The following is a 17,846-nucleotide window of genomic DNA, read 5'->3' on the forward strand; positions in this document are numbered from 1 at the left end:
CGATCGGGCGGCCGAAACGGAACTCCTTGTTCTGCGGGCCGCGACCTGCCACCGTCCGTCGCCGATCGACCGGTGACAGGAGGGTGCGTGGACGCGGCGACGGTCGCCTTCCTCGCCACGGGCGGGCTCGGGCTCGTGGTGCTCGTCGTCTCCCTCGTCGTCGGTGAGCTCGGCGAGCTCGGCCTCGGCGACGCCGACGGGCCGTTCTCGGTGCCGGCGGTGGCCGCGCTGCTCGGCGGGGTCGGCTTCGGCGGTGCGGCGGCGCTGGCGCTGCTGCCCCTCACCGGCGCCGTCGCCGTCCTCGTGGCCGTCCTCGTCGGCCTCGCCGGCGCCGTCCCGCTGGCCTGGGGCGCCGTCCGGCTCTCCGGGGCGCTGCACGACATGCCCACCACCGAGACGCTGACCCGCGCCCACCTGCTGGGCGCCCAGGGCGTCGTCGTCACCCCGGTGCCCGCCGGCGGCTACGGCGAGGTCCGGCTGGCGCTGGCCGGCCAGCAGCTCAAGTACACCGCCCGCTCCGACGTCCCGCTGCCGCTCGGCACGCCGGTCTACGTCACCGACACGCTCAGCGAGACCGCCGTCGAGGTCGTCTCGACCGCACGCGACCCCCTGCCCGGAGGCGACCTCCCGTGACCCTGCTCCTCGCCATCGGCGGCATCGCCCTGCTCGTGGTGCTGCTGGTGCTGCTCGTGCTCTCCCGGATCAAGGTGGCCGGGCCCAACCAGGCCTTCCTGGTCACCGGCCGGCAGGGCCGCCAGGTCACCGGGGCCGACGGGGCGATCTCCCGCGACCTGTCGGGTCAGAAGGTCGTCATGGGGGCGAGCGTCTTCGTCCTCCCCATCGTGCAGAAGCTGCACACGATGGACCTGTCCAGCCGGCGCATCCCGGTCGGCATCCGGGGTGCCATCTCCAAGCAGGGCGTGAAGTGCGACCTGGAGGGCGTGGCCATCGTCAAGGTCGGCGGCACCGAGCAGGCGATCCGCGCCGCCGCCCAGCGCTTCCTCAACCAGCAGTCCGGGATCGACTCGTTCACCTCCGAGGTGCTCGCCGGCGCGCTGCGGTCGATCGTCGGCCGGCTCACGGTGGAGGAGATCATCCGCGACCGCGCCGCGTTCGCCTCCGCCGTGGCCGAGGAGGCGGAGTCCTCGCTCACCGGCCAGGGCCTGGTGCTCGACACGTTCCAGCTCCAGGACATCCAGGCCGAGGGGTCCTACCTCGCCGACCTCGGCCGGCCCGAGGCCGCGCGCGTGCTCAAGGAGGCCAGCATCGCCGAGGCCCGCGCCCGGCAGGCGGCCGAGCAGGAGAAGCTGCTCGCCGACGAGGCGATCGCCGTCGCCCAGCGGCAGCTGGCCCTCAAGCAGGCCGAGATCGACGCCGAGATCGACGCGGCCAAGGCCAAGGCCGCGGCGGCCGGCCCGCTCGCGCAGGCCGCGCAGGACCAGGCGATCCTCACCGAGCAGGAGAAGGTCGCCGTCCGGACGGCGGCGCTGACCGAGCGGCAGCTGGACACCCAGGTGCGCCGCCCCGCCGACGCCGAGCGCTACCGCGTGGAGCAGGAGGCCGAGGGCCGCAAGAACTCGGCCATCCTCACCGCCGAGGCCGAGCGGCAGGCCACGATCGCCGCCGCCCAGGCCGCGGCCGAGCAGGCGAAGCTGCACGGCGAGGGCGAGCGGGCCCGCCGCTCGGCGCTGGCCGAGGCGGAGGCGATCGAGGGCGCCAAGCGCGGTGAGGCCGAGAAGCTGCGCCGGCAGGCCGTGGCCGAGGCCGTCGAGCGGGAGGGCCTGGCCGAGGCGGCCGCCATCCAGGCCCGCGGCCGGGCCGAGGCCGAGGCGCTGGACGCCCGCGCCGACGCGTTCGCGCACTACGGCGAGGCGGCGATCCTCGACCTGCTGGTCAAGGTGCTGCCCGACGTGGTGGGCGCGGCGTCGGCCCCGCTGTCGGCGGTGGACAAGATGACCGTGATCTCGGCCGACGGGGCCGGGTCGCTCGGCCGTTCGGTCGCGGCGAACGTCGCCCAGGGGCTGCAGCTCTCCGGGGACCTCACCGGCGTCGACGTCGCCGGGCTGCTGCGCCGCCTCGGCCGGGTCGCCGTCCCCGAGGAGGCCGACGGCGTCACCCGGGTGCCGGTCGTCACCGTGGACGGCGACGGGGCGTCGCGGAACGGCACCGCGGAGGCGCGCTGACCCCGGCTCAGCGGCCGGCGGGCGCGTGCCGGTACTGCGTGGTCCACAGGCCGGGCAGCACCTCGCGCTCGCCGGTCACGGCGAAGCCCAGCCGCTCGTACAGGGCGCGGGCCGGCCGGTTGTCGCGGCCGGTGGAGACGACGGTCGGCCGGGAACCGGCCGCGGCCAGCGCGGCGCGGACGAGCGCCGAGCCGACCCCGCGCCGGTGCGCGGCCGGGACCACGACCAGGCGTGCCACGTCGAGGACCTCCGGGTCCGCCGTCCAGCCCACGGCGCCGGCGAGCCGGTCCCCGAGGAAGGCGCCGACCCAGGTGAGCCCGCTGCCGCGCAGCTCGTCGACGCCCTCGGCCAGCGGCGGGATGCGGTCGTCGCCGATCAGCTCGGCCTCGACGGCGTAGGCCGCGTGCTGCACGGCCAGCAGCTCCCGCGCCAGGGCCTCGTCGACGCCGGGGTCGAGCGGGCGCAGGACCGGCTCGTCGGCCGGGTCAGGCATCGGTGAGCGCGGCGGGCGGCAGCCAGCCGGCGTCGAGCAGCTCGGCGATCTCCTGCAGCGAGGAGGTGTCGGCGCCGGCCGTCGAGCCGCTGACCACGAGCCGCTCCACCATCACCCGGGCCACCTGCTCCTCGACGGTGTCCTCGGCGTAGGCGACCCGCCACGGCGAGCTCCTGCCGTCGCGGTGGGTGCGCCCGGTGACCTGGCGGGCCTGGATGCCGGAGAAGCGCGGCTGGTGGAACAGCCCGACCCGCGGGACCTCCGAGGCGGTGGTGCCGTCGGGCAGCAGCTCGCCGGCGTGCAGGCTGATCGAGGCGGTCACGGTGAACACGCAGACCGGCGCCTTGCCGCTCTGGAAGCGCAGCCGCTCGCCCTCGACGTCGAACCGGTCGCGCCCGTAGACGGCGGCCACGCCGATGCCGGCGTCGAGCAGCGCCTCGCGGATCGGGTCGGCGGCGGTCTCGACGAACTCCACCGACACCGCGACCTGCCGCTCCGCCTCCACCTGCGCCTTGACCCAGTCGACGGTGGCCTGCACGCGGATCAGCCCGGCCTTCTGCCGGAACCGCAGCAGCGCGGCGCGGCCGCGGGCGGTCTGCCGGCTCCGGCGGGCCAGCTGCATCTCGGCGCGGAACTCCTGCCACTCCGACTCGTACGACGCCCGCTCGGCCGGGGTGAGCGCCACCGGGGTGCCGCTGACCGACACCGGGCCCCACGGCGCCGGGCGGTGCAGGGTGGCCGGCGGGTCGGCGTCGGCGAGCCAGCCCTGCAGCCGGGCGAGGTCGCGCCGGCGGGCCTCGGGGTCCTCGGTCCACTCCCAGCCGTAGCGGCCCTTCTCGACCGCGAAGCCCAGGGCCGCCAGCCGGGCCGGCAGGTCGGACCAGGCCCTGAGCGGCTCACCCTGGCAGCGGGCGAACTCCGGCGCCAGGTAGGGCAGCTCCAGCGGCGTGTGCGCCGGCGTGGCGGTGGCGGCGAGGACGAACGGCGCGCCCTTGACCCGGCCGCCCCCGGAGACGGCCTTCCAGTGCTTCCAGCGCTGGGTGGTGGTGTGCCGGACCATGTGCGCCTCGTCGGCGACGACGACGTCGAAGGCCAGCTCGCCGACCTTGGCCAGCCGGTCCCACGTGGTGACGCACCAGCGCAGGCCGCCGTCGCCGAAGCCGGCGATCGAGCGGGTCCAGTGCGGGATGGTGATCGCGGCCGGCCGGTCGGCGACCACCAGGACGCGGTCGCCGCCCCGCCGCTCGGCGATCTCCCGCGCGGCGAGGACCGCCGTCCCGGTCTTGCCCACCCCCGGGTCGTCACCCAGCAGGAAGACCCGCCCGCCGGCCTCGGCGTGCGCGACGACCGCGTCGGCGCCGGCCCACTGCTCCTCGCGGGGGGTCAGCGGGCGGGGCGCCGGCAGCGGGCGCCGGGTGGCGTTGAGCTCGTCCTCGAGGAAGCGCTCGAAGGTGTACGGCGGCGGGTCGTAGGGCGCCAGCTCGGGCGGCAGGGCCGCCCCGACCCAGACGTGCGCCTGCAGCCCCGGGTGCCACTGGGCGCCGGGGGCGGGTGCGCGGAACGGCACCGCGAGCACCCACACCCGCTCCCCCGGCCCGGCGGTGGGCAGCGCGACGGCCGGCTTCGCGGCCCGCTTCGCCGGCGTCGGCCTGCGCGCCGCCGTCGTCCGGGAGCCGGTGGACGACGCCGAACGGCGGCTGGTCGAGCTGCTGGTGCGGCGGCGCCGTCCGGGCATGGGGGAGCGGTCCTCTCGTGGGCGAGACCGCAGTGTGCGGGCCGCCACCGACGCTCCGGCGCATCTCGGGCGGGTGTCGCGGTGTCTGGTGGAATCACTGCGTGACGGAGGACCTGGGCCAGGACGAACGGCTCGCCGCGCGCACGGTCGGCGAGGGCGGACCGCGGGTGGTCTTCGTGCACGGCCTGTTCGGCCAGGGCCGGAACTGGACGACGATCGCCAAGGGGCTCGCCGACCGGCACCGCGTGACGCTGCTCGACCTGCCCAACCACGGCCACTCCCCCTGGACCGACACCGTCGACTACGTGGACATGGCCGGCCTGGTGGCGGCCGAGCTGGAGTCCTACGGCGAACCGGTGACGCTGGTCGGGCACTCCATGGGCGGCAAGGTGGCGATGACGCTCGCGCTGCGCCGCCCGGAGCTGCTGCGCGCGCTGGTCGTCGTCGACGTCGCGCCGGTCGAGTACCCGGTCTCCGGCGGGCGCACCGACGACCCGGACGAGGAGGCCTCGCCGTTCGCCGCCTACATCGCCGCGATGAAGGCGCTCGACCTCGGCTCGCTGCAGCGGCGGGAGGAGGCCGACCGGGCGCTGCAGGACGTCGTCCCCAGCCGGATGGTGCGCAGCTTCCTGCTGCAGAGCCTGGTGCGGGAGGGCATCGGCGCCGACGGCGGCTGGCGCTGGCGGCTGAACCTGGACCTGCTCGAGCGCGACCTCGAGCGGCTGCGCGGCTTCCCCGACCCACCGCCGGGCGCCCGCTACGACGGGCCGGTGCTCTGGATCGCCGGGGCGAACTCCCACTACGTGCTCGAGCGCGACCGCGGACGGATGGACGAGCTGTTCCCGGCGACCCGGCTGGTGCGGGTCAAGAACGCCGGCCACTGGGTGCACTCCGAGCAGCCGGAGATCTTCCTGGAGACCCTGCGCCGCTTCCTGGACCGCGTCGAGCGCGGCTGATCCGGTTGTTCCACGTGGAGCAGCGCTCTACCCGAACAGCCCGCGGACGTCGTCGGCGGTGAGCGCGCCCGAGGCCAGCGCCCCGTCACCGACGACGCGGGAGAACAACGCCTGCTTGCGCGCCTTGAGCTCCATCACCTTCTCCTCGATGGTGCCGACGGCGACCAGCCGGTAGACGACCACCGGCTTGTCCTGCCCGATCCGGTGCGCCCGGTCGACCGCCTGCGCCTCGCTGGCCGGGTTCCACCACGGGTCGAGCACGAAGACGTAGTCGGCCTCGGTGAGCGTCAGGCCGAAGCCGCCCGCCTTGAGGCTGATCAGGAACGCCGGCGCGGTGCCGGTGCGCCACTCCTCGATCCGGGCGTCCCGGTCGCGGGTGTGCCCGTCCAGGTAGACCCAGCCGATCCCCTCGGCGGTCAGCCGGTCGCGGATCGTCCGCAGGAAGCGGGTGAACGAGCTGAAGACCAGCACCCGGTGCCCCTCGGCGACCACCTCGCGCAGGTGCTCGAGGAAGGCCTCGGCCTTGCTGGACCGCACACCGGCGTACTCGGGGTCGACCAGCGCCGGGTCGAGGCTCAGCTGCCGCAGCAGGGTCAGCGACCGGAAGATCGTCATCCGGTTCTTCCGCATGTCCTCGACCAGGCCGAGCACCTTGGTCCGCTCCCGCTGCAGGTGCGTCTGGTACAGCTTCTCGTGCCGAGGGGACAGCTCCACCTCCAGCACCTGCTCGGTCTTGGCCGGCAGGTCGGCGGCGACCATCTCCTTGGTGCGCCGCAGCACCAGCGGCCGGATCCGCCGGCGCAGCTGGGCCAGGCGGTCGGCGTCGCCGTCGCGCTCCACCGGGATCCGGTAGGTGTCGCTGAACCGCTGCGGGTCGGGAAAGAGCCCCGGCGCGACGATCGACATCAGCGACCACAGGTCCATCACGCTGTTCTCCAGCGGCGTACCGGTGAGCGCGAGCTTGACCGGGGCCGGCAGCAGGCGCGCGCTGCGGTAGGTGCGGGCCCGGGAGTTCTTCACGAACTGCGCCTCGTCGAGCACCAGCGCGGACCAGGGCAGCCCGGCCCACGCCTCCTCGTCGATCCGGAACAGCGCGTACGAGGTGACGACGAGGTGCGCCCCGGCCACCTCGCGGCGCAGGGCGGTGCCCCGCTTGCGCTCGGTCTCGGTCACCGCGACCACCCGCAGCCCGGGCGCGAAGCGCGCCGCCTCCCGCACCCAGGTGTGCACCACGCTGGTCGGCGCGACGACCAGCGCCGGGGCGCCGTCGAGCTCGCCGGCCTCGTGCGCCCGCACCAGCAGGGCCAGCGTCTGCAGCGTCTTGCCCAGCCCCATGTCGTCGGCGAGCACCCCGCCCAGCCGGTGGTCCCACAGGAAGGACAGCCAGCCGAAGCCCTCGCGCTGGTAGGGCCGCAGGTGGGCGGCCAGCCCGGCGGGCACCGGCGGCGGCTCGGCGGTCCCCAGCTCCAGCAGCCCGCGCACCTCGCGGGTCCAGCGCTCGCTCTGCTCCTCGACGACGCCGAGCCCGAGCAGCTGCTCCCACAGCCCGACCGCGTACCGGCTCACCTGCACGCCGTCGCCGGGCACGTCGCGCAGCTCCCGGGCCTCCTCGATGAGCAGGCGCAGCTGCTCGAACTCCGGCCGCTGCAGCGAGAACCACGTGCCCGAGATCAGCGCCAGCCGGGTCCGGCCGGCGACCAGGGCCTGGAACAGCGTGGCGAACGGGACGGTCTGCCCGTCGACGGTCACCGTGACACCGAGGTCGAACCAGTCGGACTCGCCGGTGTCGCGGGCGGTGAAGCTGATCTGCGGCGCGGCGGTGCTCTGCCGGTAGCGCGGCGGGGTGCCCTCGACCGCCACGTCGACGTCGGGGTCGGCGCGCAGCGCGGGCAGCACCTCGGTGGTGAACTCCAGCGCCTCCACGCCGCCCAGCTCGGCCCGCTCGGCCAGCCGGCGCTCCGGCGTCCACAGCTCCGGCAGCGCCCGCGCCGGGGCGGGCAGCGCGTCGACGAGCGCCCGCTCGCCGGCGGGGTCGCGGCCGGACCCGGGCGCCACGGGCTCGTCCAGGGCGAACGCCCGCTCGCCGTAGGCCACCGACCAGCTCACGCAGACGCTGCCGTCCCCGGGGTAGCGGGCGGTGACGGCCAACCGCGGCCGCGGGGTGTCGGGCAGCTCGACGGAGCCGTCGGCGGAGATCACCGGCACCGCCCGGCGCAGCCCCGGGTACCAGTCCCGCAGGAACCGGTCCCGGTCGCCGGCCGGGACGCCGATCGACCCGCCGCGGGCCACCAGGCCGGCCAGCGCGGGCGGCGCGGGGCGGTCGAGCCGGGCCAGCACCAGCCCGGGGCCGTCGTCCGGCCGCCCGTCCACGGTGACCCCGTGCGGAGGCACCCCGAGGAACGAGAGAGCGGCGGGGTCGACCGGCCGGCCGGCGAGCTGCAGGACGGCGGCCACGTCGGTGCGGTCGCCGCCGTCCCGGAGGTCGACGGCGACGGTGGCGGGCTCCGCGGAGAGCACCACCGGCCGGGCCGGGCGGTCGGCGGTCACCAGCTCGACGCCGTCGGCGACCGCCTCGGCCAGCAGCCGCCACAGCCCGGGGCCGAACTCGTGCAGGTACACGTCGACCGGGGCGTAGGAGTAGTACTGGTTGCGCGCGGCCTGGTGGGTGGCGTGCAGCGCGCGCAGCGCCGCCAGGTGGGCGGGGTCCCAGCCGGCGCGCACGCTGTCGTACTGCAGCTGCCGCCACGACACCCCGGTGCGCACCCACGAGCCCCGCTTGCCCGGGGTGACCGGGCGCAGCCGGACCAGCCGCTGCCGCGCCCCCCGGGCGCCGACGGAGGCCCGCCCCCGGCCGGGCTCCGGGGCGACCAGCTCGAACTGCAGCCCCAGGGGCACCGATCCCCCGCCCGGCGGGTCGGCGGCGGCCAGCAGGTCCGCGAGCTCCTCCTCCCAGCCGGCGGAGCGCCGGCCGTTCCCGCCGTCGGGCGAGCCGCCCAGGTGGCCGCGCAGCACCAGCAGGACCGCGACCGCGTGCTTGCAGTCCTCGCCCACCGGGCAGGTGCACGCCCCGACCCAGCCGGTGCGGCTGCCCTCGGCCCGGACGACCGTGGTCCGGTACGGCACCGGCTGGTTCCCCTGCACCAGCGCGGAGACCCGGCGGACGTCGTCGGCGACGCGCAGGCCGAGCACGCTGCGCGCGACGTACGGACGGGCGCGGTCGAGCACCTCGGGGCCCACCGCGTCGGCCAGCGCCGGGTCGGTGACCAGATCCCGCCAGCCACCGAGCACCCGGACAGGCTACGGCGGAGCACCGACGGCCCGGTCGGGCGCGACGGCCCGGCTCGCCGCGACCCGGGTCCGGGCGCGAAGATCGGCGCATGACCGACAGCCGCGCCGGACAGCCCGCCCAGCCCAGCGACCTGGTCGACGTCGCCGCGCTGGTCACCGCCTACTACGCGCTCGAGCCGGACCCCGCCGACCCGGGGCAGCAGGTCGCGTTCGGCACCAGCGGGCACCGCGGGTCCAGCTTCGACGCCGCGTTCAACGAGGCGCACATCCTCGCCACCACGCAGGCCATCTGCGAGTACCGGGCGGCGCAGGGCTACGACGGCCCGCTGTTCCTCGGCCGTGACACCCACGGGCTGTCGGAGCCGGCCTGGACCAGCGCCCTCGAGGTGCTGGCCGCCAACGACGTGACGGTGCTCGTCGACGCCGCCGACCGGTACACGCCCACGCCGGCGGTCAGCCACGCCATCCTGCGCGCCAACCGCGGCCGCACGAGCGGCCTGGCCGACGGCGTCGTCGTCACCCCGTCGCACAACCCGCCGCGCGACGGCGGCTTCAAGTACAACCCGCCGTCCGGCGGCCCCGCCGACACCGACGCCACGAAGGCCATCGCCGACCGCGCGAACGAGATCCTCCGCGGCGGCCTCAAGGAGGTGCGGCGGATCCCGTTCGCCCGCGCCCGGGCGGCGGCCGGCGCGCACGACTTCCTCGGCGACTACGTCGACGACCTGCCGCAGGTCCTCGACCTCGACGCCGTCCGGGAGGCCGGCGTGCGCATCGGCGCCGACCCGCTCGGCGGCGCCAGCGTCGACTACTGGGGCGCGATCGCCGAGCGGCACCGGCTCGACCTCACCGTGGTCAACCCCCTGGTCGACCCGACGTGGCGGTTCATGACCCTCGACTGGGACGGGAAGATCCGCATGGACTGCTCGTCGCCGTCGGCGATGGCCTCGCTGATCGGCAAGCGCGCCGACTACGCGATCGCCACCGGCAACGACGCCGACGCCGACCGGCACGGCATCGTCACGCCGGACGCCGGGTTGATGAACCCCAACCACTACCTCGCGGTCGCCATCGCGTACCTCTTCGCGCACCGGCCCGGATGGGGCGCGGGCACGGCGGTCGGGAAGACGCTGGTCTCCAGCTCGCTGATCGACCGGGTGGTCGCCGGCCTCGGCCGCCGGCTGGTCGAGGTGCCGGTCGGCTTCAAGTGGTTCGTCCCGGGCCTGCTCGACGGGTCGGTCGGCTTCGGCGGCGAGGAGTCCGCCGGGGCGTCGTTCCTGCGCCGCGACGGCAGCGTCTGGACGACGGACAAGGACGGCATCCTGCTGGCGCTGCTGGCCGGCGAGATCCAGGCGGTCACCGGCCGGTCGCCCTCGCAGCTGCACGCCGAGCTGACCGAGCGGTACGGCGAGTCGGCCTACGCCCGCGTCGACGCCCCGGCCACCCGGGAGCAGAAGGCGGCGCTGGGCAAGCTCTCCCCCGAGGACGTCACCGCCACCGAGCTCGCCGGGGAGCCGATCACGGCCAAGCTGACCCGGGCTCCCGGCAACGACGCCCCGATCGGCGGGCTGAAGGTGGTCACCGAGAACGCCTGGTTCGCCGCCCGGCCCTCCGGCACCGAGGACGTCTACAAGGTCTACGCCGAGTCCTTCCGCGGACCCGAGCACCTCGCGCAGGTGCAGGAGGAGGCGCGGGCGGTGGTCACGGCGGCCCTCGGCGGCTGACCCACCGACATTGCCGTTGACCCACCGACATGGCCATCATGGTGGTGAGGGGCGGGCGGTCAGCGCGTCGCGCACCCGCGCCACGACGACGTCGAGGTCGCGGAGGTCCGCGGCGCTCACCCTGATCACCGTCCAGCCGGCCGCGACCGGAGCGTCGTCGCGGACGATCCGGACGCCGTCGAAGTGGTGCGCGCCTTCGTGCTCCAGCGCGACCTTCGCCTCCGGCCAGGCGAGGTCCACCCGCGCGAGGAACCGGCCGCCGACCACCACCTCGTACTGCGGTGTCGGCGCGAGCCCGGCCAGGGTCAGCGCCACCCGCACGCGTCACTCGGGCGGGGACTCCGCGCGGGGGGCGACCAGCTCGACCGCGCGGCGCACCCGGCGCACGCCCCACCGACGGCCCGCTCCGATCGGGAGCGCCCGCAGCTCGCCCAGCGCCACGCCCCGGGACCGCAGCTCGTGGTCGAACGGCAGCGAGGGGTCGGCGTGGACGCCGTGCACCACCCGCCGGAAGCCGGAGGTCCGGAGGCGCTCGCGGGTGATCAACCCCGCGGCGATGGCATGGCTACCGACGAAGACACCGGTCAGCGCGTGGTCGAGCGGCACGGAGGCAGGCTCCCCGATCCCGCGCCGTCGTCAGGTGGTCGTCCACAGGTCCACCGGGATGGCCGTCGTGGTGGCGGGCTCACGGGCCACCGGGATGGCCATCTGGGTGGAGATCAGCGGCGGCGGTCGGACTTGTCGGCGTACATCGCGTCGTCGGCCTCGCGGACGACCCGCTCGTAGACCTCGTCGGGGTCGGCGCCGCCCGGGGCCGAGCCGATCCCGATGCTCATGCCGATGGTCATGCTGAGGTCGCCGATGACCAGCGGGTCGGTCACGGTCGTGCGCACCCGCTCGGCGAGCACCTCGGCCTCGGGCCGCTCGGTGTTCTCGCAGACGATGGCGAACTCGTCGCCGCCGAGCCGGGCCGCGGTGTCGCTGGCCCGCAGCACCGACGTCAGCCGGCCGGCGAAGGACACGAGGACGGCGTCGCCCATCGGGTGGCCGTGCTCGTCGTTGATCGCCTTGAAGCCGTCGAGGTCGATGATCAGCACGCAGGTCGGCGTCCGCTCCCGGTGGCCGCGCTCGAGGGCGTGCCGCAGCCGGTCGTGGAAGAGGATCCGGTTGGGCAGGCCGGTCAGCGGGTCGTGCAGCGACCGGTGCACCAGCGCCGCCTCCAGCGCCTTCCGGTCGGTGATGTCCTCGACGATCATCACCAGGTGCGCCGGTCCGCCGTCGGGCGTCGCCGCGACCCAGGACGTCGCCACCTGCACCGGCACGGCCGAGCCGTCGGCCCGCAGGAACCGGCACTCGTGCCGCATGGGCCGGCCCGGGTGCCGCCCCAGCACCGCGCAGGCCTCCCGGGCGCCCTCCACGTCGTCGGGGTGGGTGAGGTCGAACAGCGACCGGCCGACCAGGTCGTCGGGGGTCCGGCCGAGCAGCTGGCCCAGCACGGGGTTGGCGTCGGTGACGACGCCGTCGGTGGTGCAGAGGGCCACACCCATCGGCGCGTTGGCGAAGACGCTGCGCCGGTCCGCCGGCGGTGGGGCGTCCACCAGCTCCGTCACGTCGTCCACCTCCTCGGCCGTCGCACGGCACCTGTGGAAAACCAGTGTTCCCCAATACCCGCGATCCGCATGCCGTGCATGGGGTGCAGGATGCGGAGGAGACGCCTGAGACCCGCGCAGGAGGCCGCCGTGAACGACTTCGACCTGGTGCTGCCCGCCGAGGTCGACATCCGCGAGGTGGGCATGCGCGACGGGCTGCAGCTCGAGGCGCCGGTCCCGCTGGCGGCCAAGCTCGACATGCTCGAGGCGCTGGTCGCCACCGGTGTCCGCCGGATCGAGGCGACCTCGTTCGTCTCCCCGCGGGCCGTGCCGGCGCTGGCCGACGCCGACCAGGTGGCCGCGGAGCTGTCGCGGTGGGGTGGCGTGCACTGGTCGGCCCTGGTCGCCAACGCCCGCGGCGCCGTCCGGGCGGTCGACGCCGGGGTGGCGAACCTCGAGTACGTGGTGAGCGCCTCCGACGGGCACAGCCGCGCCAACGCCGGGCGCGGCACCGCCGAGGCCGTCGGCGCGGTCGGCGAGATCGCCGGGCTCGCGCACGGCGCCGGCGGCTCGCTGGAGGTCATCATCGCCACGGCCTGGGACTGCCCCTTCGACGGCCGCACGCCCGTCGCGCGCACCGTCGACGTCGCCCGGGCCGCGGTCACGGCCGGCGCCGACCAGCTCTGCCTCGGCGACACGATCGGCACGACCACGCCGCTGCGGGTCGTCCAGCTGCTCGACGCCGTCCGCCGCGCGTGCCCCGGCGTCCCGGTGGGCGTGCACTTCCACGACACCCGCGGCACCGGGCAGGCCAACGCGCTGGCCGCCGTCCAGGCCGGCGTCACCCAGCTGGACTCCTCCGTCGGCGGCCTCGGCGGCTGCCCGTTCGCCCCCGGCGCCAGCGGCAACATCGCCACCGAGGAGCTGGTCTACATGCTCGAGGAGTCGGGCGTGCGCACCGGGTTGGACCTCGACGCGGTGCTCGGCGCCGCCGCGGTGACCGAGCAGGCGGTCGGCCACGCCCTGCCCAGCTCGCTGTACCGGGCCGGCGGTCGTTCCGTCCCCCGCGGCGCGGCACCGCGCTGACCGGTGGTTGGCTGGTGCACGTGAGCGCCGCGCCGCAGGACCCGGGGCCGGTCGACCCGCGCGTGATGCGCGACGTCCTCGGCCACTTCGCCTCCGGCGTCACCGTCGTGACCGCCGACACCGCGGCCGGCCCGATCGGTTTCACGTGCCAGTCGTTCAGCTCGCTGTCGCTCGACCCGCCGCTGGTCGTCTTCGCCCCCGCCCGCACCTCCACCACCTGGCCGCGGCTGCGCGAGATCGGCCGGTTCTGCGTCAACGTCCTCGCCGAGGACCAGACCCGGCTCTCGCAGGCCTTCGCCCGCTCCGGCGCCGACAAGTTCGCCGGCGTGCCGTGGTCGCGCAGCCGCCGCGGCTCACCGGTGCTGCAGGACGTCGTCGCCTGGATCGACTGCGAGCTGTGGGCCGAGTACGACGGCGGCGACCACACCCTCGTCGCCGCGCGCGTGCTCGACCTCGGAGCCGACCCGGCGCGCCGGCCGCTGCTGTTCCACCGCGGTTCCTACGGCCTGCTCGACGTCTCCCGCACCGACGGCTGACCCGGGGCCGACGCGGCTCACCCGAGGCGGACGGCGATGAGCGCGACGTCGTCCCGGCGGTCCAGGTGGCCGGCGACGGCGGCGTCGCACAGCGCGCGGGGGTCGGCGTCGGCCGGGGCCGCGGCCAGGCGCACGCACAGCTCGGCGATGCCGGCGTCGAGGTCCTCGCCGGGGCGCTCGATGAGCCCGTCGGTGTAGGCCACGAGGGTCGAGCCCGCGGGCACCTCGACGTCGACGGTCTCCCGGCGGGTGGCCGAGTCCACGCCGACCAGCAGCCCGGTGGCGCCGTCGAGCACCCGCACCGCGCCGTCGGGGGACCGCAGCAGCAGCGGGGGGTGGCCGGCGTTGCCGACCCGCACCCGCCACGGCCCGCCCTCGCGCTCCGGCCGCACGGCGCGGACGTAGACCATCGTCGCCATCGGCGCCACGTGCAGGCCCTGCACCAGCCGGTCGACCCGGCTGAGCACCGGCGCGGGGTCGTCGTCCTCGGCGTCCCACACGCAGGCCCGGATGAGCCCCCGCAGGTGACCCATCGCCGCGGCCGCGGCGACGTCGTGCCCGACGACGTCGCCGACGACCATGCCGATCGAGCCGTCGGGCAGCTGCAGCAGGTCGTAGAAGTCGCCGCCGACGTCGGCCGCCGTGGAGGCGCTGACGTAGTGCGCCGCGGCGCGGATGCCGGGGATCTCGGGCAGCACCGGCAGCAGCGAGCGCTGGAGGGTGTCGGCGACGGTGTGCTCCTGCTGGTACAGCCGCACGTTGTCCATGGCCAGCGCCGCCCGCCGGGCCAGGTCCTGCAGCAGCTCGACGTCCTCGGGGGCGAAGTGCCGGTCCGGCGACGTCATCACCAGCGCCATCGCACCGAGCGTCCGGCGGCGGGCCACCATGGGCACGGTGACCACCGAGGCGCAGCCGAGCCGCTCGATGAGCGCCCGCGCGGTGGGGTGCACGAAGATTCGGTCCTTGACCTCCGCGGTGACCGGGTCGATCAGCGTGGGCTGCGAGGTGGCCATGCTGCGCCGGCTCGGCGAGCTCTCGGGCAGGTTCAGGGCGTGCGCCGCGCTGAACGCGCGCAGGTCGGTCTCGAAGCCGTCGCGGTGGTGGGCGGCGGTGTCGACGACCTCGCCGTAGGCGTCGACGAGCGTGACGAACACCCAGTCGGCGAGCAGGGGGACGCAGATGCCGGCCAGCCGGTCGAGCAGCGACTGCATGTCCAGCGTGGCCATCAGGGTGCTGGTGGCCTCCGACATCAGGGCCAGCCGGTTCTGCGCGCGCTCGGCCCCCTCCTGCGCCCGCTCCGCGTCGATCCGCGCCTGCTCCGCGATCGCCCGGGCCAGCTCGGCCTCCTGGCGGGCGGCCTGCTCGGCGGCGAACGCCGCCTCGCGCTCGTTCTCGACCCGCACGCGCTCGGTGACGTCGGTCTGGACGCCGACGAAGCTGACAAGCTCGTCGTTGCCGTCGAAGACCGGGCTGATCGACAGCTGGTTCCAGAACGCCGTGCCGTCCTTGCGGTAGTTGAGCAGCGTCGTGGTGACGGTGCGCTGCGCGGCGAGCGCGGCTCGGATCTCGGCCACGGCGTCCGGGTCGGTCGCCGGACCCTGCAGGAAGCGGCAGTTGCGGCCGACGGCGTCCTCGTAGTCGTAGCCGGTGACCCGGGTGAACGAGGGGTTGACCCACACCAGCGGGTTGTCCGGCTGCCGCGGGTCGGTGATGGTGAAGGTGATGTCGGTGGCGATGACCGCCCGCTCGCGCAGCGCCTGCAGGTAGGTGTCGGGATCCCCGACGCCGGCGGCGCCGTCGAGCTTGAGGAAGACCACCAGCGCCAGCTGCTGGTAGCTCTCGGTGTGCGAGAGGGGGAAGCCGGTGACCCACAGCAGCCGGTCGGAGATCCCGTCGTCGCGGCGGGCGCGGTCGGGCTGCGAGCTCGTGCCCGGCCGCAGCCGCACCGCCTCGCCGGTGACCGGCTGGCCCTGCGCCACCAGGGACAGCGGGCTGCTGGAGCGGGCCAGCGGCTCGCCGGCGAGGTCGGTCAGCCCGGCCGAGGCGCCCCAGGTGTCGATGTCGACCGGCAGCGTGACGTTGCCGGCCAGCTCCACCGCCGCCGTGTTGGCGTAGGTGACCGTCCCGGCCTTCTGGTCGATGACCAGCACGGCGACCGGGACGTCGGCGAGCACGCCGGGCAGCGCGGCGTGGGCGCCGGAGTCCTGCGCGTGCTCCGACACCACGGCGCTGGCCGCGGTGACGATGCCGGCCTGGCGGTCGAGGTCCGCCCCGGCGTCGGCGGGCGCGCCGGACACGCCCGCGGCGGTCTGCGGGGGGACGGCGGGGCCCGGTCCCCGGTCGCGGTTCGGCGGCACGCAACCAATCTAGCCGGGCGGTTCCGGGCCGACCACGACCCCGATCCCCGCCGTGGCCAGCGGGTTCACCCCGCCAGGTGTGGCGGCGTGGCCGAACGGGCACCCGGTGCGCGACCGGGGAACGCAGCACCCCCGCCGCTCGTCCGACGGGCACAGGGTCCGCCAGGGGAGGAACCGCCATGGGACTGCTCGACCGCCTGTTCGGCCGCCGCGACCGCGGCCGCGCCGGCCACGGGGCCGGCTACACCGGGTACGGGGACGCCCACGACACCTACGACACCTACGACACCCGAGCCGGGGCGCCGGGCCGCGGCCGGACGACCGACGAGCAGGCGATCGAGCGCTACCGCTACCTGCTCCGGACCGCGCCCCCGGACCAGATCGAGCAGGCGCACGCCGAGGCGTTCGCGCAGCTCACGCCCGACCAGCGCCGCCAGGTGCTCGAGCAGCTCTCGGCGGCCGGGGAACGGCCCCAGGGGGAGGACCCGCGGTCCCTCGCCCGCGCGGCCACCCGCGCCGAGATGCGCCACCCGGGCACGCTCGAGCGCGCCTTCGGCGGCTACGGCCCGGGATACGGCCCGGGATACGGCCCGGGGTACGGGCGGGGCCCCGGCGGCGGCTACGGCGGGCCCGGCTTCGGCAGCATCGTCGGCGGCAGCCTGCTGGGGACGATCGGGGGGCTGGTGATCGGCACGGCCGTCGCCGACGCGCTCTTCGACACCGGGCTGGGCGACGGCGGCCTGTTCGGCGGCGGCGACGAGGAGGCCTACGCCGCCGGGTACGAGGAGGGCGCCCAGGACTTCGGGGGCGACTACGGCGGGGACTACGGAGGCGACTTCGGCGGCGGGGACTTCGGTGGTGACTTCGGCGGCGGCGGCGACTTCTGAGCGCTACCGCTCGCCGGCGTCCCGGGCGCGGGCCCGCAGCCACAGCAGGCCCAGCACGGGCAGCGCCAGCGGGATGAACAGGTAGCCCCGCCCGTACACCGACCACACCGTCTCGTCGGGGAAGGCCGCCCGGTCGACCAGCGACAGCGTGCCGACCACCAGCACCCCGACCAGCTCCACCGAGACCGCCACCAGGGCCGTGCGCCGGCCGCCCCGGCCACCGCGCACCAGCCCGATCGTGGCGATCAGGTAGACGACCGCGGCCAGCGCCGAGAGCAGGTAGGCCAGCGGCGCCTCGGAGAAGCGGGTGGACAGCTGCACCGCGGCGCGGGCGCCGGCGGCCAGCGTGAAGATCCCGTAGAGGGCCACCAGGACGCGGCCGGGCCCGGCCGCGGTGGCGGCGGGCTGCGCGGCGGGCTCACGCACCGGTCGCCTCCCACACCTGGACCAGCCGCCACACCATGACCCCCACCACCGCCGCCGCGACGGCCAGCACCGTGCCGGCCCACCGCGTCGGCTCGGTGCGGGCCCAGAGCACCCCGGCCACCGGGATCAGCGGGATCGACACGAGGTAGCCGAAGAAGGTGCCGGTCTCCGCGAGGCGGTGCCCGCCGACCAGGCCGGCGACCGCGACGACGACCTGGGCGAGCAGCACCGCCTCCAGCAGGCCGGCGGCGGCGAGGTGCAGCGCCCCGATCCGGCGCCGCGTGGCGGTGGACGCCAGCCCCAGGACGACGAGCAGGACCGCGACGACGGTGGCGAGGGCGGCGAGCGTCGTCACGGGTGGACGGGAGGCGGGACGGCGGACGGCACGCCGCCATCCTCCCCGACCGGCCGGCGGGCCGAGGCGACCGGTGACCGGCGGCTCGGGCCACCCCGGCCGGCTCCGCTGGCGACCGGGACCCCGCCACGACGCCCGGCCGGTCGCGGCGTTCCACGTGGAACGTCGTCCGTTGCGGGCGTGTGACTTCTCACCGCCCGGCGCGCATGCCCGCCTGCGGAGGGGTTAGAT

At 75.9% G+C, this 17,846-nt stretch carries 16 protein-coding genes; 7 read left to right on the forward strand and 9 right to left on the reverse strand.

Going from position 1 to position 17,846, the window contains the following annotated elements:
* The first annotated feature begins 87 nt into the window (after window positions 1-87).
* The gene (locus tag ACI78S_RS07210; RefSeq protein WP_456971637.1) at window positions 88-633 is read left to right on the forward strand and encodes a hypothetical protein; all 546 of its coding nucleotides are present in this window, start codon (window positions 88-90) and stop codon (window positions 631-633) included.
* The gene (locus tag ACI78S_RS07215) at window positions 630-2,183 is read left to right on the forward strand and encodes a flotillin family protein (RefSeq protein WP_456971639.1); all 1,554 of its coding nucleotides are present in this window, start codon (window positions 630-632) and stop codon (window positions 2,181-2,183) included. The genes ACI78S_RS07210 and ACI78S_RS07215 overlap by 4 nt, the downstream gene beginning before the upstream one ends.
* A 7-nt stretch (window positions 2,184-2,190) precedes the next feature.
* On the opposite strand, the gene ACI78S_RS07220 is transcribed toward ACI78S_RS07215, so the two are convergent.
* Both ACI78S_RS07220 and ACI78S_RS07225 read right to left on the reverse strand, forming a co-directional pair.
* Window positions 2,191-2,676, reverse strand: coding sequence for a GNAT family N-acetyltransferase (locus ACI78S_RS07220; protein WP_456971641.1), 486 nt, complete (start codon window positions 2,674-2,676; stop codon window positions 2,191-2,193).
* The gene (locus ACI78S_RS07225) at window positions 2,669-4,411 is read right to left on the reverse strand and encodes a helicase (protein WP_456971643.1); all 1,743 of its coding nucleotides are present in this window, start codon (window positions 4,409-4,411) and stop codon (window positions 2,669-2,671) included. The genes ACI78S_RS07220 and ACI78S_RS07225 overlap by 8 nt, the downstream gene beginning before the upstream one ends.
* Window positions 4,412-4,512: 101 nt before the next feature.
* Here ACI78S_RS07225 and ACI78S_RS07230 point away from each other — a divergent pair, with 101 nt between their 5' ends.
* Complete coding sequence (locus tag ACI78S_RS07230) at window positions 4,513-5,367, forward strand: alpha/beta fold hydrolase (RefSeq protein ID WP_456971645.1); 855 nt, start codon at window positions 4,513-4,515, stop codon at window positions 5,365-5,367.
* A gap of 27 nt (window positions 5,368-5,394) precedes the next feature.
* Here ACI78S_RS07230 and ACI78S_RS07235 read toward each other — a convergent pair whose 3' ends face one another.
* Entirely contained in the window at window positions 5,395-8,655 is a 3,261-nt protein-coding gene (locus ACI78S_RS07235) for a DEAD/DEAH box helicase (protein WP_456971647.1), read from the reverse strand.
* 89 nt (window positions 8,656-8,744) lie between these two features.
* Here ACI78S_RS07235 and pgm point away from each other — a divergent pair, with 89 nt between their 5' ends.
* Window positions 8,745-10,379 (forward strand): phosphoglucomutase (alpha-D-glucose-1,6-bisphosphate-dependent), encoded by a 1,635-nt coding sequence (gene pgm, locus ACI78S_RS07240; protein WP_456971649.1) that lies wholly within the window; start codon window positions 8,745-8,747, stop codon window positions 10,377-10,379.
* Between the two features lie 36 nt (window positions 10,380-10,415).
* On the opposite strand, the gene ACI78S_RS07245 is transcribed toward pgm, so the two are convergent.
* The 3 genes from ACI78S_RS07245 to ACI78S_RS07255 form a co-directional block, all read right to left on the reverse strand.
* Window positions 10,416-10,700, reverse strand: a complete 285-nt coding sequence (locus tag ACI78S_RS07245) for an endonuclease domain-containing protein (protein WP_456971651.1) — start codon at window positions 10,698-10,700, stop codon at window positions 10,416-10,418.
* Window positions 10,701-10,703: 3 nt separating this feature from the next.
* The gene (locus tag ACI78S_RS07250; protein ID WP_456971653.1) at window positions 10,704-10,985 is read right to left on the reverse strand and encodes a hypothetical protein; all 282 of its coding nucleotides are present in this window, start codon (window positions 10,983-10,985) and stop codon (window positions 10,704-10,706) included.
* Window positions 10,986-11,098: 113 nt separating this feature from the next.
* The gene (locus ACI78S_RS07255; RefSeq protein WP_456971655.1) at window positions 11,099-11,989 is read right to left on the reverse strand and encodes a diguanylate cyclase domain-containing protein; all 891 of its coding nucleotides are present in this window, start codon (window positions 11,987-11,989) and stop codon (window positions 11,099-11,101) included.
* 129 nt (window positions 11,990-12,118) lie between these two features.
* Between ACI78S_RS07255 and ACI78S_RS07260 the strand changes: the two genes are divergently transcribed.
* Together ACI78S_RS07260 and ACI78S_RS07265 are read left to right on the forward strand one after the other, a co-directional pair.
* Complete coding sequence (locus tag ACI78S_RS07260) at window positions 12,119-13,054, forward strand: hydroxymethylglutaryl-CoA lyase (protein WP_456971657.1); 936 nt, start codon at window positions 12,119-12,121, stop codon at window positions 13,052-13,054.
* A 20-nt stretch (window positions 13,055-13,074) separates the two neighbouring features.
* Window positions 13,075-13,590: a flavin reductase family protein gene (locus tag ACI78S_RS07265; RefSeq protein WP_456971659.1), complete on the forward strand. Its 516-nt coding sequence runs from the start codon at window positions 13,075-13,077 to the stop codon at window positions 13,588-13,590.
* Between the two features lie 17 nt (window positions 13,591-13,607).
* Here ACI78S_RS07265 and ACI78S_RS07270 read toward each other — a convergent pair whose 3' ends face one another.
* Complete coding sequence (locus ACI78S_RS07270; protein WP_456971661.1) at window positions 13,608-15,947, reverse strand: SpoIIE family protein phosphatase; 2,340 nt, start codon at window positions 15,945-15,947, stop codon at window positions 13,608-13,610.
* A 179-nt stretch (window positions 15,948-16,126) separates the two neighbouring features.
* Between ACI78S_RS07270 and ACI78S_RS07275 the strand changes: the two genes are divergently transcribed.
* Window positions 16,127-16,834 carry a hypothetical protein gene (locus ACI78S_RS07275; protein ID WP_456971663.1) on the forward strand — a complete coding sequence of 236 codons (708 nt, stop codon included), beginning with the start codon at window positions 16,127-16,129 and terminating at the stop codon, window positions 16,832-16,834.
* Between the two features lie 3 nt (window positions 16,835-16,837).
* Here ACI78S_RS07275 and ACI78S_RS07280 read toward each other — a convergent pair whose 3' ends face one another.
* Window positions 16,838-17,260, reverse strand: a complete 423-nt coding sequence (locus ACI78S_RS07280) for a hypothetical protein (RefSeq protein WP_456971665.1) — start codon at window positions 17,258-17,260, stop codon at window positions 16,838-16,840.
* Window positions 17,253-17,615 (reverse strand): hypothetical protein, encoded by a 363-nt coding sequence (locus tag ACI78S_RS07285; protein WP_456971667.1) that lies wholly within the window; start codon window positions 17,613-17,615, stop codon window positions 17,253-17,255. The genes ACI78S_RS07280 and ACI78S_RS07285 overlap by 8 nt, the downstream gene beginning before the upstream one ends.
* Window positions 17,616-17,846: the final 231 nt, after the last annotated feature.

Source organism: Geodermatophilus sp. SYSU D00815, from assembly GCF_054050035.1.

What these genes read in the sequence shown, in the direction of transcription:
- ACI78S_RS07220 (WP_456971641.1), bottom strand. Translation starts at nt 2,676, where the DNA reads ATGCCTGACCCGGCCGACGAGCCGGTCCTGCGCCCGCTCGACCCCGGC.
- ACI78S_RS07225 (WP_456971643.1), bottom strand. Translation starts at nt 4,411, where the DNA reads ATGCCCGGACGGCGCCGCCGCACCAGCAGCTCGACCAGCCGCCGTTCG.
- pgm (WP_456971649.1), top strand. Translation starts at nt 8,745, where the DNA reads ATGACCGACAGCCGCGCCGGACAGCCCGCCCAGCCCAGCGACCTGGTC.
- ACI78S_RS07275 (WP_456971663.1), top strand. Translation starts at nt 16,127, where the DNA reads ATGGGACTGCTCGACCGCCTGTTCGGCCGCCGCGACCGCGGCCGCGCC.